Source organism: Pseudomonas prosekii (assembly GCF_900105155.1).
In the GTDB taxonomy this organism is placed as follows: domain Bacteria; phylum Pseudomonadota; class Gammaproteobacteria; order Pseudomonadales; family Pseudomonadaceae; genus Aquipseudomonas; species Aquipseudomonas prosekii.
This window is the reverse complement of sequence record NZ_LT629762.1, coordinates 93,265-110,523: the sequence shown is the minus strand read 5'-3', so window position 1 is coordinate 110,523 and position 17,259 is coordinate 93,265. Positions and strand designations below refer to the sequence as shown.

Sequence of the window (17,259 nt, the reverse complement as noted above, 5' to 3'; positions counted from 1 at the left end):
GTTTGGCGAGGTTATGAGGATGGCCGTGAGCTGTCAATGAAAAAACATACGCTTGTTTGAAATGCCCGTTACAGGCCTGTTTCCAGAGGTTTCACGGCTGGCCCCGAAGGCAGGGCATGGGTATGCTGGGGACATTCCGCGCGCGCGTTTTTAGCGGCGCATTGTATTGAAGGAGTCGTGTGTGGAGTTTTTCGCCGAGTACGCCAGTTTCCTGGCCAAGACCGTGACGCTGGTGGTCGCCATTCTCGTGGTCATGGCCAGTTTCGCGGCGCTGCGCAGTAAAGGTCGGCGCAAGTCGGCCGGGCAGTTGCAGGTCAGCAAACTCAATGATTTCTACAAAGGCCTGCGCGAACGCCTGGAGCAGACGCTGCTCGACAAGGATCAGCTCAAGGCGCTGCGCAAATCTCAGGCTAAAACCGAGAAAAAACAGAAAAAGAAACCCGAGCCGAAGGGCCGGGTTTTTGTGCTGGATTTTGACGGCGACATCAAGGCTTCCGCGACCGAGAGCCTGCGCCACGAGATCACCGCGCTGCTGACCCTCGCCACACCTCAGGACGAAGTGGTGTTGCGCCTCGAAAGCGGCGGCGGCATGGTTCACAGCTACGGCTTGGCCTCCTCGCAACTGGTGCGGATCCGTCAGGCCGGCGTGCCGTTGACCGTGTGCATCGACAAGGTCGCGGCCAGCGGCGGCTACATGATGGCCTGCATCGGCGAGAAAATTATCAGTGCGCCGTTCGCCATTCTCGGCTCGATCGGCGTGGTCGCGCAGTTGCCCAACGTCAATCGCTTGCTGAAAAAGCACGACATCGACTTTGAAGTGCTGACTGCCGGCGAATACAAACGCACGCTGACGGTGTTTGGCGAGAACACCGAGAAGGGCCGTGAGAAGTTCCAGGAAGACTTGGACATCACCCACGAACTGTTCAAGAACTTCGTTTCGCGGTATCGCCCGCAACTGGCTATCGATGAAGTGGCAACCGGCGAGATCTGGCTCGGCGTAGCGGCGCTGGGTCGGCAATTGGTCGATGAGCTGAAAACCAGCGACGAATACCTCGCCGAACGCGCCAAGAGCGCCGAGCTCTATCATCTGCACTACGCCGAACGCAAAAGTTTGCAGGAACGCATCGGCATGGCGGCCAGCGGTTCGGTGGATCGTCTGCTGCTGAGTTGGTGGAGTCGTCTGACCCAACAACGCTTCTGGTAATTGCACTTCGAGGCCCGGCCAATCAAGTTGGCCGGGTCTTTTTTTTGCCTGTTTTTTGCTAACTGCATAATCAGCCAGCGGCCGGTGGTATTTATATATAGTTTGCAATCATATTGCTGATCCAATAACGGTTTTATCAATCGACTATATAAGCTTTTATTTGAAAGTGTCTTCTCTAGACTGAAAGCTCTTTTGGTAAAAGGGATTTTACTCATGTCTTCGGATTCAACTATTTCGACTTCGCTCGAATTGACCAGCACAACGAGCGCCATGATGACGCCGGAACAACAAGGCATTTTTTATAACCTGGTCAAGAAGCAGCCGATTCCATCCTGGCTATCGGAGGCCGGCAGTGCTGCGCGAGTCCTGGGTCGAATACCTGCAAAGCGCTCATCAATCAGATTTCGATGAGGTGACGCTGCGTGCAGCCAGCTCTTTCGCGCGCCTCGACAGTCGACTGGATTTCACTCGCCAACAGTTCAACCAGACCATGGCCGCAATCGTCAGCAACTACACGAATGAGCGCGCGGCGCTGATCAAACGGCTGACTACCGAGGCCCTGCAACGCAATCCGGGGTTGCCATTACCCGACACTGCGCCGGACGTCACGCGTACTTCCTCCCGGTTCAAGGGTTGAACCCGAAGAGCATTTTTTCAAAACTGATCCTGCAAGGAACGCACATGGAAGGATTCCTACAAAAACCGGCATCAAGTGGACCGGCGCTCGAGCGTGGCACGTTGGCATTGGCCGATCTGACGCTGGGCAACGTGCTGCCGATGACGCCAATGCAATACGCCGCCCAGTTGATCGGCAACCGCTGGGGTAAGGAGGCGCCGGCAGCCATTCTGGTTGACCTCAATTACGATTTTTACGGCTACCCGGCCGACGGTGATATTCACCAGGGCAGGGCGCGCACTTGCCAAAGCCTGACCCAGGTGTTGCTGCAGAACTACCAGACGGTCGGCGCCGGGCGTTTCGGCGAGAGCGCATTCGGCTTGTATACGCCGCCCGTCGTCGGGCCGCACGTGCGGATCGTCGAGATTGACGAAGCCCCCAATCCCGGTGGCGGTTACCGCGATTACGAAGGCATCTATCGACACTCCACGCCGCAGGTCTACGGTCCCGCGACGCAATTGGCGATGCAACCGGCGGCGTTCAAGGAATGGGTCTGGACCCTGGATTTCAAGGCGCAATATGCCGCTTATGTCGCCCAGGCATGGCCGGCTGATCAGGCGTTGCTGGCCGCCGACGCTTACCCGCTGCGAACCTCGGTCAAACTGGCTTTTGTCATGGCGGCGTGTCTGCAACGTCAGGAAAACAGCTTGAGCGTCGCAGGGCTGACGATGGCTATGCGCGCTGCGGCGCTCGACGGGCAGCAAACCTGGGCGCAACTGACGCTCGCGCAACTGCAAGCGCACACCCTCGTGCCAGCGTCGCTGGAGGCGGCGCGGCTGGTGATTTATCGCTATACCTCGGTCGATATCTGGCGTTTTCGCGATCGGGCCACGGGGCGAATGTTGCTCTACGTGCCGGGCAACGCTTCGCCGTTTCACGAGTTTGCCGATCATCACGCTTTGTGCGAGTGGGTGGCCGGCATCGCTCGTGACGAGGCGCGCAAACAGGCGCTGGCGGCGCATTTCAACGAAGACGACCGCGAGGACGGGACATTCCACGCCGGGGTGCTGACAGCGTTGGCAGCGATGGCCACTTACCCGCAGCAATACCTGTTGAAGAAGGGCCACGGTTTTTTCAACAACGATGGTTACTGGCCGCCAGAAAGCTACATCAGTGCCGAAGTCGCGCCGCTTACCGAAGACCCGTTCGCCCAATGGGTGCTGGTGATGAAGCGCGCGGCGCAGGCCAGTATCGAGACCATTCGCACTGACGCGCAGGTCAATCGCGACAACTTGAGTGCGGTCGTCGAGCCGGTTGTGCAGTGGGTCAACCGCTTTGGTCCATTGGCCCTGTTCGTTCCGGGAGGCGAGGGTTTACTCGCGCTGGCCGGGCTGATCGACGCCGGTTATGGCCTCGATGAGGCGGTCGATGGCAAAACCACGGACGCGCGCTCGGCAGGCGTCGGGCGCACGTTGTTTGGTTTGCTTAACGCATTGCCGTTGATTCATGCCGCCGGGGTGCTCAAGGGCGCAGAGAACGTTGCAGCGGCGAGCGCGCCTGTCGTGTCTGCCGATGCGACGCTGGCCGCTGAACGTGTGGTCAGCGATGCCGCTGCCTCGGTGAACGGCGCGCCGATCAGCAGCGGTCTGTTGCGAGTACTCATGCCTGAAAGCGCGTTGTTCAGCGATGCAGCCCTGCGCAGCATCGATCAAGTCTGCGGGCTCGATGCCGACATGCTCACGCTGATGCAGAGCGGCCATCCGCCGCCGCCGATCCTGACGGACACCGTGAGCCGTTTTCGCATCGACCTCGATTTGCAGCAGGCGATAGACCGCCTGCCGGCCGACTCTGCCGCCGCTGCACAGGCGCAGCGTGCGCGCATCGAGCAATTCAACGCGCGCTACGCGGCGCTGCAGCACTCCGATCACGAATGGGTGAGGCTGTTTCAGTCGCAATACCCCGGCTTGCCGAAAAGCGCGATCGAGCAAATGCTTGACCGCTCGGGGATCGACATTGCGGCGCCGCACACCATGGCTGAAGCCAAGCGGGTGCTAAGCGAGTTGAGCAGCAAAGCCGAGCAATACGAGTTTCATCTGCGAGTGGCGCGCGCTTATGAAGGGCTGCACCTCGCCTCAGTCGCAAACGCCGACAGCGATGTGCTGGCATTGCATTCGCTCGAACGGCTGCCGGGTTGGCCGTCCGATACGCGCATCGAAGTTTGTCAAACGTCGGCGGCGGGGCGGGTGTTGGACAGTATCGGCCCGCGTGGCGCAGCGTCTACGCGCCAGTTGATCAAGCATGGCGGTAATTATCAGGGGCTCGCGGCTGGGCAATCCGTGGATTTTCACCAAGCCCTGCTCAATGCCTTGTCGCCGCAGCAACGATTGGCACTGGGGTTGCGCGCCGATCAGGCTCTGGCGGATTTACGCGCGCTCATCCGCGCCGCACCGAGGTCGCGCATCGAACTGGAGACAGGCCTGCAGCGCATGGATTCAGGCCTGTCATTCGACCCCCTCGGCCTGCGTGGTGGCGGATTCCCGACCACTGCGCAGGACGCAGGCTTCACCCGAACCTTTCAAAAGCTTCAGCTCGACGAGTTGTATCCGGCGCTGACACAGCAGCAACTGGATGCGTTGTTGACTGAATGGGGCGCCAACGCCCAGACGCATCTGATCTTTCTCAATGAGCAGTTGCAGCAATTGCGCGTTGATTTGCTGGCGTGGGTCCAGCAGGTCCAATTCGATATCGCCGCCATGGACGTCGACCTGTTGGCCGCCGGCGATGCCGAAGCAATCGGGCTGGGGCCACGCGAGATCGAAGCGCAAAACGATGCCCGGATCAGCGCGGCGATGCGCATTGAACACCAGAGTCGAATGGGCCTGGCCAACCAGTTGATTACGCTGTGGCAACGCAATGGCAGCGCGGCTGATCAGATTTTCAGCAACGGTCAGTTGACTGGATTTCGCCTGAGTCTGGACCTGGATTTTTTCCATACACTGCCCGCGCTGAATGTCAGGCTCACGGAGGTTGTGGAGCTGTCGATGCCGTATTGCTCATTGAACGAGCCCGCGAGTCTTTCGGCGTTTCTTGAGGGGTTTCCCAAGTTGCGCGTGTTGAACCTGGCGGGCACCGATTTGCGTCAACTTGATGCCGCCGGCAACTGGACCGCGCATTTGCCGGCGTCGATAAGCCAGCTCACTGAGCTCACTCACCTTGACCTCGGGGGCACCGGGCTGATGTTGACGGAGCAGGCGGCCGGGGCATTCAGTGAGCTGTCGCAACTGACCACACTCGACCTCAGCGGCAACCCGCTGACACGGCCGCCATTGGTTGTGCATTTGCCGGCCCTGCGCCGTCTCTACCTGCGGGCGACCGGCATTGAAATATGCCCGGTGGGTGTACTTGATCACCCGTATCTGGATTTGCTGGACCTGCGCGACAACCGGATTGATCGAATCCCCGACGCGGTGCGCAAGCAAGCCGTGCGCGAGAAGGTGGTGTTACTGACGGGCAATCCGATCAACGATGAGGACAGCCTGCGATGGATCAGTCGCCATCGTCAGGAAACCGGGATCAACGTCTGGTTGGGCCCGCCAACGGAAGATTTCGCTCAGCCCCATGCCTGGCTGTCCGGGCTTTCACCCGAACACACAGCATTTCAGGTTGAGCGCTGGCAATACCTGGCCGCTCGCCAGGGCAGCGAGCGGCTTTTTGCAATGCTCGACACGCTAAGCCGCACGGCAGACTTTCGCGTGAGTTATGCGCCGCTGCAACGGCGGGTCTGGCAGTTGATCGATGCGCTGCACGCGTCGCCGGCGCTGTATCAGCAGATGTTCATCGATGGCGAATGGGCCGCGGTCGATGGTTACGATCCGTTTGTCAGTTTCGAGCTGCTTGAAGGCCGGGTCGCGGCGTTGCGGATGGCGCCGGTACTTTAGCGCAGGCGAAAAAAAACCTTGAGCCCGGCTCTACGGCCATGGCTCAAGGTTTTGCTGTGACGAAGACGCCTTAACGTCGACGAAACAGTGGCAACGGCTCGTCAGTCGCGGCCTGATACGTCACCGAGAAGTCCTTCAAACCTTCAAGGGCTTCGTACGGGTCTTTGTCGGCGCGAATCGCGAAGGCATCAAACCCGCAGCGGTGCAGGTAAAACAACTGGTCGCGCAGTACATCGCCAATCGCGCGCAATTCGCCTTTGAAACCGTAACGGTCACGCAGCAGACGGGCATTGGAGTAGTTGCGGCCATCGGTGAACGCCGGGAAGTTCAGGGCAATCACCTTGAACTTGTCGACGTCTTCACCGATTTCCTCGGCTTCTTCATCGGCGTCCAGCCACACACCCAGGCCGCCATCGCGGGCCAGGAGCATGCGGCCGTGCTCGCGCCACAGCGCCAACGGGACGATGTAGTCGTCGCAGTTGCTGATTTCGTCAATGTTGAAATCCTTGGGCAGCAGGTGCCAGGTCTCGTCGACGACTTCGTTGTTCTTAATGATTCGCTGCATAGACGCGCTCCTTGAAGAGGTCGATGCCGATGCGCTGATAGGTGTCGATGAAACGCTCATCTTCGTGACGTTGTTCGATGTACACGTCGATCAGTTTCTCGATCACATCAGGCATGGCTTCCTGGGCGAAGGACGGGCCGAGGATTTTGCCCAGGCTGGCGTTGCGACTGCCGCTGCCGCCGAGGGACACCTGGTAGAACTCCTCACCTTTCTTGTCCACCCCGAGGATGCCGATGTGGCCGACGTGGTGGTGCCCGCAGGCGTTCATGCAACCGGAGATGTTCAGGTCCAGTTCGCCGACGTCGAACAGGTAGTCGAGGTCGTCGAAACGGCGCTGGATCGATTCGGCAATCGGGATCGACTTGGCGTTGGCCAGCGAGCAGAAATCACCCCCCGGGCAGCAGATGATGTCGGTCAGCAGGCCGATGTTCGGCGTGGCGAAACCTTGCTCGCGCAACTCGCCCCACAGGGTGAACAACTGCGTCTGTTCGACGTCGGCGAGAATGATGTTCTGTTCGTGCGAGGTGCGCAGTTGGCCGAAGCTGTAACGCTCGGCGAGGTCGGCAACGGCATCGAGCTGCTTGTCGGTGATGTCGCCCGGCGCAACGCCGGTCGGTTTCAGCGACAGGGTCACGGCAACATAGCCCGGCTTCTTGTGCGCCAGGGTGTTGCGGGTGCGCCAGCGAGCGAAACCCGGATGTTCCTTGTCGAGCTCGGCGAGTGCCTGGGTCTGGTTGTCCAGGGCCTTGTAGTCGGGATCGACAAAGTGCTTGGCGACGCGATGCACTTCGGCGTCGGTCAACGTGGTCTGGCCACCGCGCAGGTGTTCCATTTCGGCGTCGACTTTTTGCGCGAACACTTCAGGGGTCAGCGCTTTGACGAGGATCTTGATCCGCGCCTTGTACTTGTTGTCGCGACGGCCGTAGCGGTTGTAAACCCGCAGAATGGCGTCGAGGTAGCTCAGCAAGTCCTGCCACGGCAGGAATTCATTGATGAACGCGCCAACCACCGGCGTACGGCCGAGGCCGCCACCGACCAGCACACGGAAGCCCAGCTCGCCCGCAGCGTTGTGCACCGGCTCAAGGCCAATGTCGTGCACTTCGATGGCCGCGCGGTCAGAGGTCGAGCCGTTGATGGCGATCTTGAATTTGCGCGGCAGGTAAGCGAATTCCGGGTGGAATGTCGTCCACTGACGGACGATTTCGCACCACGGACGCGGGTCGATCAACTCGTCGGCGGCGACACCGGCGAACTGGTCGGTGGTGACGTTGCGCAGGCAGTTGCCGCTGGTCTGGATCGCGTGCATCTGCACAGTGGCCAGTTCAGCGAGGATGTCCGGGATGTCTTCCAGCGCCGGCCAGTTGAACTGCACGTTCTGCCGGGTACTGATGTGGGCGTAGCCCTTGTCGAAGTCGCGGGCAATTTTGGCCATCATTCGCGTCTGGCGCGAGGTCAGTTGGCCGTAAGGCACCGCCACCCGCAACATCGGCGCGAAACGCTGGATGTAAAGGCCATTTTGCAGGCGCAGGGGGCGGAATTCTTCTTCGCTCAGCTCGCCTGCCAGATAGCGTCGGGTCTGATCACGGAACTGCTTGACGCGGTCCTCGATGATCCGCTGATCGTACTCGTCGTATACGTACATATAAGTCCTGTTCTCAGGCTTGGGCCGGTCGGATCCAGTGGCGTTTTTCGCTTGCTGAAGTTTCCGATACTGCCTCGGCAATTCTGCGCGCACGGCCGCGCACTCCCTACGGAGCCGGGGCAAGATACCAGTTTGCAGTTATGCGCAAAAGTGATGTTTGAGTATATGTAAAGAACTAAAAGGCCTAACGAGAAGCGTTAGTGAAAAGCCCTTAGTTGTGGTGAGGGCAATCGTCGTCTTTACTGTGGTCGAGTCTTTATGCAATCACCGATAAAACCGACAAGAGGCGATGCAATGAGCAACCCAACCAAAGCAAGGAAAAGCGACAGTTCCGTTGATGCCTGGGCGATTTTGTTCCTGATCATCCTGGTCGTGGGCACCGCGGTGTTCTGGGTCAGCCACCAATAACCGCGATGAACCGCGCGCGTTAGCGCGCACGCCCCCTGTAGCAGCTGGCGCAGCCTGCGTTCGGCTGCGCAGCAGTCGTAAAACCTGCGAATGCGGTCTTGCTGAAACACCGCGGCGCATGATTCAGCGACTGCTGCGCAGCCGAACGCAGGCTGCGCCAGCTGCTACATGACGGAGGCTGCGCCAGCTGCTACATAAGGACGTGGGATGGCGCAAAAGGGGAGGATCAGATCCCGGCCAGCATCAGGACCAGTTTGACGATGCCGAACAGTGACAGCGCAAAAACTGCCGTGAACAAAATCCCCAGAATCACGAAATGACTCGGCTTGCCGTGAGTGAAGTCGCGGGCGCGATTCTTTCCGCTCTGCACCCCGAACGCCGCCGCCACCACGCTGTGCAGCATCTGCCATAAGGTCGGCGGCTTGTTGTCGACTGGATCGTCCATAAATCCCTCGTCACGAATGTGTGTCAGGCAAGCATAGACAATGCAGCGCGCAATATCCGTGAACGCCACAACCCCCCTGTAGGAGCGAGGCTTGCCCGCAAAGGCGATTGGCCAGCAACAATCATGTCAACTGACAGAACGCCATCGCGGGCAAGCCTCGCTCCCACAGGGTGCGCAATCAGCCGAGACTCAGTTGTCGTAACCCAGATTCGGCGCCAGCCAGCGTTCGGTCACGCTCAAATCCTGACCTTTGCGCGAGGTGTAGCTCTGCACCTGATCCTTGTCGATCTTGCCCACCGCAAAATACTGCGCCTGCGGGTGCGCGAAGTACCAGCCGCTGACCGCTGCTGCCGGGAACATCGCGTAATGTTCGGTGAGGAACACGCCGCTGCGCCCGGCCTGCATTTCGCTGGCCTCAGGGTCGAGCAACGCGAACAACGTGCCTTTCTCGGTGTGATCCGGGCAGGCCGGGTAGCCCGGGGCAGGGCGGATGCCGCTGTATTGCTCTTTGATCAGCGCGTCGTTGTCCAGCGTTTCATCCTTGGCGTAACCCCAATAATCTTTACGCACTTGCTGGTGCAACCACTCGGCGCAGGCTTCGGCCAAGCGGTCGGCCAAGGCTTTGACCATGATCGAGTTGTAATCGTCGCCGGCGTCCTGATACGCCTTGGCCACTTCTTCCGCGCCGATCCCGGCGGTGGTAATGAAACCACCGACGTAGTCAGTAATCTCGCTGTCCTTCGGCGCGACAAAGTCGGCCAGGGAGAAATTCGGTTTGCCGTCGGTCTTGATGATCTGCTGACGCAAGTGATGCAGTTTGGCCAAGGGCTTGCCGTCATCGCCATACAGCTCGATGTCGTCGTCGCGCACCTGATTCGCCGGCCAGAAACCGAACACCGCACGGGCGCTGATCAGCTTCTCGTCGATCAACTTGGCGAGCATTTCCTTGGCATCGGCGTACAGCGCCGTCGCCGCTTCGCCGACCACTTCATCTTCGAGAATGCGCGGAAACTTGCCGGCCAAGTCCCAGGAGATGAAGAACGGCGTCCAGTCGATGTACTCGGCCAGCACCTTCAAATCGATATTGTCGAGCACCTTGGCCCCGGTAAACGTCGGTTTCACCGGTGCGTAAGTGCTCCAGTCAAACTGCGGTTTCTTGGCGATTGACGCCGGGTAGCTCAGGCGTTCGGTGCGCGCGCTGCGGTTGGCGGTGCGCTCGCGGACCTCGATGTATTCCAGGCGCGTCTTCTCGATAAACGCCGGTTTCAGTTCCTTGGACAGCAACTGCGTGGCCACGCCCACTGCGCGCGAGGCGTCGGTAACGTAGATCACCGCGTCGTTGCTGTACTTCGGTTCGATCTTCACCGCCGTGTGCGCTTTCGAGGTGGTCGCGCCACCGATCATCAGCGGCAAGTGGAAATCCTGGCGCTGCATCTCGCGCGCCACGTGGACCATTTCATCCAGCGAAGGCGTGATCAGACCGGACAAACCGATGATGTCGCACTTCTGTTCCTTGGCCACTTGCAGGATCTTCTCGGCCGGCACCATCACGCCGAGGTCGACGATGTCGTAGCCGTTACAACCGAGGACCACGCCGACAATATTTTTGCCGATGTCGTGCACGTCACCCTTGACCGTGGCCATGAGGATTTTGCCTTTGGCTTCCGGTTTGTCACCCTTTTCCAGTTCGATGAACGGGATCAAATGCGCCACGGCCTGCTTCATCACGCGGGCGGATTTCACCACTTGCGGCAGGAACATTTTGCCGGCGCCGAACAGGTCGCCGACGATGTTCATGCCCGACATCAGCGGGCCTTCGATGACTTCGATCGGGCGGCTGAACGACTGACGCGATTCTTCGGTGTCTTCGACAATGTGCGTGGTGATGCCCTTGACCAGCGCATGTTCCAGACGTTTGTTGACTTCCCAGCCGCGCCACTCTTCGGTCTCGGCTTCCTTGACGCTGCCGTCGCCCTTGTACTTGTCGGCGATGGCGAGGAGGGCGTCGGTGCCTTCGGCGGTGCGGTTAAGCACCACGTCTTCGACGGCGTCACGCAGCTCGGCCGGGATCTGGTCGTAGATCTCCAGTTGCCCGGCGTTGACGATGCCCATGGTCAGGCCATTGCGGATCGCGTACAGCAGGAACACCGAGTGAATCGCCTCGCGCACCGGGTTGTTGCCACGGAACGAAAACGACACGTTGGACACGCCGCCAGAGGTCAGCGCGTACGGCAGCTCGTCGCGGATGTAAGCGCACGCGTTAATAAAGTCGACGGCATAGTTGTTGTGTTCTTCGATGCCGGTGGCGATCGCGAAGATGTTCGGGTCGAAAATGATGTCTTCCGGCGGGAAGCCGACTTCGTTGACCAGAATGTCGTAGGAGCGTTTGCAGATTTCTTTCTTGCGCGCTTCGGTGTCGGCCTGACCGGCTTCGTCGAAGGCCATTACCACCACCGCCGCACCGTAACGCTTGCACAGTTTGGCGTGATGAATGAACTGCTCGACGCCTTCTTTCATGCTGATCGAGTTGACGATGCCCTTGCCCTGAATGCACTTGAGGCCGGCTTCGATCACTTCCCATTTCGAGGAGTCGATCATGATCGGCACGCGCGAAATATCCGGTTCGCCGGCAATCAGATTGAGGAAGGTCACCATCGCCTTCTTCGAATCGAGCATGCCTTCGTCCATGTTGATGTCGATCACCTGAGCGCCGGCCTCGACCTGCTGCAGGGCGACTTCCAGCGCTTCGGTGTAGTTGTCTTCACGGATCAGGCGGGCGAATTTCGCCGAACCGGTGATGTTGGTGCGCTCGCCGACGTTGATGAACAACGAGTTGCGATCAATCGTGAACGGCTCCAGACCCGACAGGCGACAGGCCTTGGGAATGTCCGGAATCACCCGGGGCGCGTAACCGGCGACGGCGTTGGCGATGGCTTCGATGTGGCCCGGCGTGGTGCCGCAGCAACCGCCGACAATGTTCAGAAAACCGCTTTGGGCGAATTCTTCGATGACCTTGGCGGTTTCTGCCGGCAACTCGTCGTACTCGCCGAATTCGTTCGGCAGGCCAGCGTTCGGGTGCGCGGAAACGTGGGTGTTGGCCTTGTTCGACAGTTCTTCGAGGTACGGACGCAACTCACTGGCGCCGAGCGCGCAGTTGAGGCCGACGGAAATCGGCTTGGCGTGCGCCACCGAGTTCCAGAACGCTTCGGTGGTCTGGCCCGACAAGGTCCGGCCGGAGGCATCGGTGATGGTCCCGGAAATCATGATCGGCAATTCGATGCCCAACTCTTCGAACACACCTTGCACGGCAAAAATCGCCGCTTTGGCGTTCAAGGTGTCGAAGATGGTTTCGATCAGGATCAGGTCGGCGCCGCCCTCGATCAGGCCTTTGGTGGCCTCGGTGTAGTTTTCCACCAGCTCATCGAAGGTGACGTTGCGGTAGCCGGGGTTGTTAACGTCGGGCGACAGCGAGCAAGTACGGCTGGTCGGCCCGATCACGCCGGCGACGAAACGCGGCTTGTCCGGGGTTTCGAGGGTCTTGGCATCGCAGACCTTGCGCGCCAGACGAGCGCCTTCTACGTTTAACTCGTAGGCCAGGCCCTGCATGCCGTAGTCGGCGAGGGACACCTGGGTGGCGTTGAAGGTGTTGGTTTCGAGGATGTCGGCGCCGGCATCCAGGTAGGCTTTTTCGATCGCGCCGATCACGTCCGGGCGGGTCAGCACCAGCAGGTCGTTGTTGCCTTTGACATCGCTCGGCCAGTCGGCGAAGCGTTTGCCACGGTAATCCTGTTCCTCAAGCTTATAGCTCTGGATCATCGTGCCCATGCCGCCGTCGAGAATCAGGATGCGCTCTTTGAGGGCTTGCTTGAGAGCTTGAAGGCGAACACTGCGATCGGACATTGGGACTACTCGGAAAGACCATGACGAAGGGCCGGGATAATAGCAAACCTGTGCGGTTTTAGAGCATGTCCGGGTTTTGCATGAATATCGCTCATGTTGGCGATAGTGGCAAAACGGTAGAATCGCGGCGAATTTTCATGAGTGGGCCCAGAAACATGCCGTATCGCGTCGTCGTCAGCATGTTGTTGCTGCTCATAAGCTGGGGCGCCACTGCGCAGGATCCCACCGTTTCATCCGCCATTTCCTACACCCGCGACATTCAGCCGATCTTCACCGAAAAGTGCGTGGCCTGCCATGCGTGCTACGACTCGGCGTGTCAGCTGAACCTGGGTAGCGGCGAAGGCGCGTTGCGTGGCGCCAGCAAAACCCCGGTGTACGACGGTGAACGCAGCGTCGCGGCACCGCCAACGCGGCTGTTTTACGACGCTTTCGGCAAACGCGCTTGGCAACAAAAAGGCTTCTATTCGGTGCTGGATGCGCAGGGCAGCCAAGCCGCGTTGATGGCGCGGATGCTCGAACTCGGGCACACAACCGCGCTGACGCCCAATGCCAAACTGCCGGAAGGGATCGCGCTGGGCCTTAATCGCGAAAACACCTGCGCGATGCCGGCGGAGTTTGACGGTTACGCCAGCGCTCACCCCAAAGAAGGCATGCCGCTGGCGGTCACCGGACTCACCGATCAGCAATACCAGACGCTGCAGCGCTGGCTCGCGTCCGGTGCGCCGATTGATCAGCAAGGCCTGGCGCCGAGCGCCGAGGAAGCGCTGCAAGTGCTGCAATGGGAAAAGCTGCTAAATTCGCCTGGCGCGCGGGAAAGTCTGGTCGGGCGCTGGTTGTTCGAGCATTTGTTTCTCGCGCACATTTATTTCAAGGACGGCGAGCCGGGGCATTTCTTCCAGTGGGTGCGCTCGCGCACGCCGAGCGGTCAGCCGATTGATCTGATCAATACGCGCCGGCCCAACGATGATCCGGGCACTCGGGTGTATTACCGTTTGTGGCCGGTGCAAGGCGTGATTGTGCAGAAAACCCACATCACTTATCCGCTGAGCGCGGCGAAAATGGCCCGGGTCAAAAGCCTGTTCTACAGCGGTAACTGGCAGGCGAACGCGTTGCCGGGTTATGGCCCGGAGCGCCGCGCCAATCCGTTCACCACCTTCGAAGCGATCCCGGCGCAGGCGCGTTATCAGTTCATGCTGGATAACGCTGAATACTTTGTCCGCACCTTTATTCGCGGGCCGGTGTGCCGTGGGCAGATCGCCACGGATGTGATTCGCGATAACTTCTGGGCGCTGTTCCAGGCGCCGGAGCACGATCTGTACATCACCGACCCCAACTATCGCGGCCAGGCGACGCCGCTGCTGGCGATGCCGGGGCAGAACGACGATGTTGGCAGCGTCCTCGGCTTGTGGCACGACTACCGCGACAAGCGCAACGAATACGAGGCCTTGCGTCGCGACAGTTACGCCGATGCGCCAGCGCCGAGCTGGTCGACATTGTGGGCCGGCAACGACAACGCGTTACTGAGCATTTTTCGCCACTTCGACAGCGCTTCAGTGAACAAGGGCCTGATCGGCGAAGTGCCGCAGACGATGTGGCTGTTCGACTATCCGCTGCTGGAGCGCACCTATTATCAGTTGGCGGTCAACTTCGATGTGTTCGGCAATGTCTCGCATCAGGCGCAGACGCGGCTGTATTTCGACCTGATCCGCAACGGCGCCGAACAGAACTTCCTGCGCCTGATGCCGGCCGATTCGCGCGAGGGTTACCTCGACGATTGGTATCAGAACAGCGGCAAATTCAAGATGTGGCTGGATTACGAAACCATCGATGACGACAAGCCGACCGCGCTCAAACTCGATGAAAAAGACCCGAAACGCGACTTCGCCGAGCAATTGCTGGCCCGTTACGGCGACCTCGATGCGCGGCCCGATCCGATCAACCGTTGCGCCGGCGCTTACTGCTCGCGGCCGAATATCGACCCGGCGTTGCAGAACGCCGAGCAGGCCTTGAGCCAGCTGACTTCACGTCCGGCAGCGGGTTTACGGGTGATCGACCAGTTGCCGGAAGCGACCATGCTGCGCGTCGAAACCGCCAGCGGCAAACGTGAGATCTACAGCCTGCTGCGCAACCGCGCGCACAGCAACGTCGCATTCCTGCTCGGCGAATCCCTGCGTTTTCAACCGGGGCTGGACACTTTGACCATCTATCCGGGAGTGCTCAGCAGCTACCCGAACTTCATGTTCAACGTGCCGGCGGCGCAAATGCCGGCATTTGTCGCAGCAATGGAAAACGCCAAGGACGCCAACCGCTTCGAGAAAATCGTCGACCGCTGGGGGATTCGCCGCAGCCATCCGCAGTTCTGGTTCTACTTCCACGACCTGAGCCGCTACGTCCACGAAACCGACCCGGTGGAAGAGGGTGTGCTGGATATGAATCGCTACGAGAACCTCTGACACCGCCGCCGCCCCTCCGTAGGAGCAGAGCTTGCTCGCGAAAGCGTCAATTCAGGCGACATCCCATTGGCTGATACGACGCCTTCGCGAGCAAGCTCTGCTCCTACAAGGGATTTGCGGTGGTTCTGGATTGCCGATCTGGAGTGAGAAACCCTGATCGACCTTTGCCGATTATCCAGTGTCCCATCTGTAATAACGCCGATCCCCGTAGGAGCAAAGCTTGCTCGCGAAAGCGTCAGGTCAGGCGACATCACATTGACTGATACGACGCCTTCGCGAGCAAGCTCTGCTCCTACAAGGGATCTGTGGTGATTTATAGAGAGGGCCATTGATGTTGATTTCGGTGCAGGCCTTGCGTTTCATCGCAGCCTGGGCGGTGGTTTGCCACCATTTCATGCAGATTTTTTTCGACTTCCATGCGCGCGGGCCGGTGGGGCAGGCGTTCATCGACAAGGGCGCGGTGGGCGTCGATATCTTCTTTGTCATCAGTGGTCTGGTGATTTTCCTCTCCACTGAAGGCAAGTCGCTGCCGCCCGGCCGCTTCCTGTTGTATCGACTGTTCCGCATCGTCCCGGCGTACTGGCTGTACACCGCGTTAATGGCGCTGGTGGTGGTGTTCGCACGGCCGGTATTGCCGGACCAAAGCGTCGACTGGTCGCATTTCCTGCTGTCGCTGGTATTCATTCCTACGGAGAACCCCGGCGGTTACGGGATTTATCCCACACTCAACGTCGGTTGGACCCTGAACTACGAAATGCTTTTTTACCTGCTGTTTGCCTGGGCGTTGCTGTTTCGCTTGCAAGTGCGACTGCTGATCGTCGCGGCGCTGCTGTTTGCGGTATGCCAGGCGTGGACCGGTTATGGCTGGGTCAGCGAGTTCTACCGTTCGGATATCGTCTACGAATTCCTGCTCGGGATCGCCCTTGGCATGATCTACCGTCGTGGCTGGATCAAACCGGGGTTATACCTGCCGCTGCTGGGGATTGCCTGCGCGTTGTTGATGATTTATCACCTGCCGCCGGGGCCGCGATTCCTCGCGTGGGGCTTGCCGAGCGCAGTGCTGGTGATGGCGTGTATTGCGCTGGAGCGGTTTTTCGCCAACAACCGGGTATTGGAAGTGCTCGGTAATTGCTCCTATTCGGTGTACCTGATGCACGTGCTGGTGCTGTCCGCTGGCGGATTTGTCGCACAGCGTTATGGCGTTAATCCCTACGTGATGTTCGTGGTGTGTGCGCTGACAATCGGGTTTGCTTCGTGGCTGAGCTACGAATGGGTGGAAAAACGCAGCTATCGGTGGCTTAAAGCGCGGATCGACGGGGAAAAGGCTGCCGAACCGGCGCTGGCTCTTTCCCGACAAAAATACTAGGACTTTGTGCCGCGCGATGATTAGCGTAAACTGCGCCCAAGCCTGCGAGGAGTTTCCATGACCGCTATTACCATTACTGACGCCGCCCACGATTATCTGGCAGATCTGCTCTCCAAGCAGAACACCCCAGGCATCGGCATTCGCGTCTTCATCACCCAGCCTGGCACCCAGTACGCCGAAACCTGCATTGCCTACTGCAAGCCGGGCGAAGAAAAACCAGAAGACACCGCGCTGGGGTTGAAAGACTTCACCGCTTACATCGATTCGTTCAGCGAAGCCTTTCTGGATGACGCGGTAGTCGATTACGCCACCGACCGCATGGGCGGCCAGCTGACCATCAAGGCGCCAAACGCCAAAGTACCGATGGTCAACGCCGACAGCCCGGTCAACGAGCGCATCAATTACTACCTGCAAACCGAGATCAATCCGGGGCTCGCGAGCCACGGCGGTCAGGTCAGCCTGATCGATGTGGTCGAAGACGGCATCGCTGTGCTGAAGTTCGGCGGCGGTTGCCAGGGCTGCGGCCAGGCGGACGTGACCTTGCGTGAAGGCATCGAGCGCACTTTGCTCGAGCGCATTCCGGAGCTCAAAGGTGTTCGTGACGTGACCGACCACACGCAGAAAGAAAACGCCTACTACTAAGTAAGGTGTTCACTGCGACATAAAAAAACGGCGCCCCGTGAGCGCCGTTTTTTTATGCGTGAACACTTCCCTGTGGTGAG

The 17,259-nt window shown here is 59.5% G+C and carries 10 protein-coding genes; 6 read left to right on the top strand and 4 right to left on the bottom strand.

Annotated features, from left to right (window positions below; all coding sequences use genetic code 11):
* Positions 1-181 precede the first annotated feature (181 nt).
* The 3 genes from sohB (at position 182) to BLU01_RS00485 (ending at position 5,758) form a co-directional block, all read left to right on the top strand.
* Positions 182-1,204, top strand: a complete 1,023-nt coding sequence (gene sohB, locus BLU01_RS00495) for a protease SohB (RefSeq protein WP_092269317.1) — start codon at positions 182-184, stop codon at positions 1,202-1,204.
* Positions 1,205-1,556: 352 nt separating this feature from the next.
* Entirely contained in the window at positions 1,557-1,841 is a 285-nt protein-coding gene (locus tag BLU01_RS00490; RefSeq protein ID WP_092269314.1) for a hypothetical protein, read from the top strand.
* A gap of 44 nt (positions 1,842-1,885) precedes the next feature.
* Complete coding sequence (locus BLU01_RS00485; protein WP_092269311.1) at positions 1,886-5,758, top strand: dermonecrotic toxin domain-containing protein; 3,873 nt, start codon at positions 1,886-1,888, stop codon at positions 5,756-5,758.
* 70 nt (positions 5,759-5,828) lie between these two features.
* Here the strand turns inward: BLU01_RS00485 and BLU01_RS00480 are convergent, their stop codons facing one another.
* The 4 genes from BLU01_RS00480 to metH form a co-directional block, all read right to left on the bottom strand.
* Complete coding sequence (locus tag BLU01_RS00480; protein WP_092269307.1) at positions 5,829-6,323, bottom strand: DUF934 domain-containing protein; 495 nt, start codon at positions 6,321-6,323, stop codon at positions 5,829-5,831.
* Entirely contained in the window at positions 6,307-7,965 is a 1,659-nt protein-coding gene (locus tag BLU01_RS00475) for a nitrite/sulfite reductase (RefSeq protein WP_092269304.1), read from the bottom strand. Before BLU01_RS00475 ends, BLU01_RS00480 begins: the two co-directional genes overlap by 17 nt.
* 634 nt (positions 7,966-8,599) lie before the next feature.
* Entirely contained in the window at positions 8,600-8,818 is a 219-nt protein-coding gene (locus tag BLU01_RS00470) for a DUF2970 domain-containing protein (protein WP_092269301.1), read from the bottom strand.
* A 189-nt stretch (positions 8,819-9,007) separates the two neighbouring features.
* Positions 9,008-12,718 (bottom strand): methionine synthase, encoded by a 3,711-nt coding sequence (metH, locus tag BLU01_RS00465; protein WP_092269297.1) that lies wholly within the window; start codon positions 12,716-12,718, stop codon positions 9,008-9,010.
* Positions 12,719-12,873: 155 nt separating this feature from the next.
* Here metH and BLU01_RS00460 point away from each other — a divergent pair, with 155 nt between their 5' ends.
* The 3 genes from BLU01_RS00460 to nfuA all read left to right on the top strand — a co-directional run bounded on the left by BLU01_RS00460 (position 12,874) and on the right by nfuA (position 17,179).
* Positions 12,874-15,171 (top strand): fatty acid cis/trans isomerase, encoded by a 2,298-nt coding sequence (locus BLU01_RS00460; protein ID WP_092269294.1) that lies wholly within the window; start codon positions 12,874-12,876, stop codon positions 15,169-15,171.
* Between the two features lie 331 nt (positions 15,172-15,502).
* Positions 15,503-16,537 (top strand): acyltransferase family protein, encoded by a 1,035-nt coding sequence (locus BLU01_RS00455; RefSeq protein WP_092269292.1) that lies wholly within the window; start codon positions 15,503-15,505, stop codon positions 16,535-16,537.
* Between the two features lie 57 nt (positions 16,538-16,594).
* Complete coding sequence (nfuA, locus tag BLU01_RS00450; protein ID WP_092269289.1) at positions 16,595-17,179, top strand: Fe-S biogenesis protein NfuA; 585 nt, start codon at positions 16,595-16,597, stop codon at positions 17,177-17,179.
* The last annotated feature ends 80 nt before the right edge of the window (positions 17,180-17,259 follow it).

Coding starts and splice junctions, on each gene's coding strand:
- nfuA (WP_092269289.1), top strand. CDS start 16,595: ATGACCGCTATTACCATTACTGACGCCGCCCACGATTATCTGGCAGAT.
- BLU01_RS00455 (WP_092269292.1), top strand. CDS start 15,503: ATGTTGATTTCGGTGCAGGCCTTGCGTTTCATCGCAGCCTGGGCGGTG.
- BLU01_RS00475 (WP_092269304.1), bottom strand. CDS start 7,965: ATGTACGTATACGACGAGTACGATCAGCGGATCATCGAGGACCGCGTC.
- BLU01_RS00480 (WP_092269307.1), bottom strand. CDS start 6,323: ATGCAGCGAATCATTAAGAACAACGAAGTCGTCGACGAGACCTGGCAC.
- BLU01_RS00470 (WP_092269301.1), bottom strand. CDS start 8,818: ATGGACGATCCAGTCGACAACAAGCCGCCGACCTTATGGCAGATGCTG.
- BLU01_RS00460 (WP_092269294.1), top strand. CDS start 12,874: ATGCCGTATCGCGTCGTCGTCAGCATGTTGTTGCTGCTCATAAGCTGG.
- BLU01_RS00485 (WP_092269311.1), top strand. CDS start 1,886: ATGGAAGGATTCCTACAAAAACCGGCATCAAGTGGACCGGCGCTCGAG.
- metH (WP_092269297.1), bottom strand. CDS start 12,718: ATGTCCGATCGCAGTGTTCGCCTTCAAGCTCTCAAGCAAGCCCTCAAA.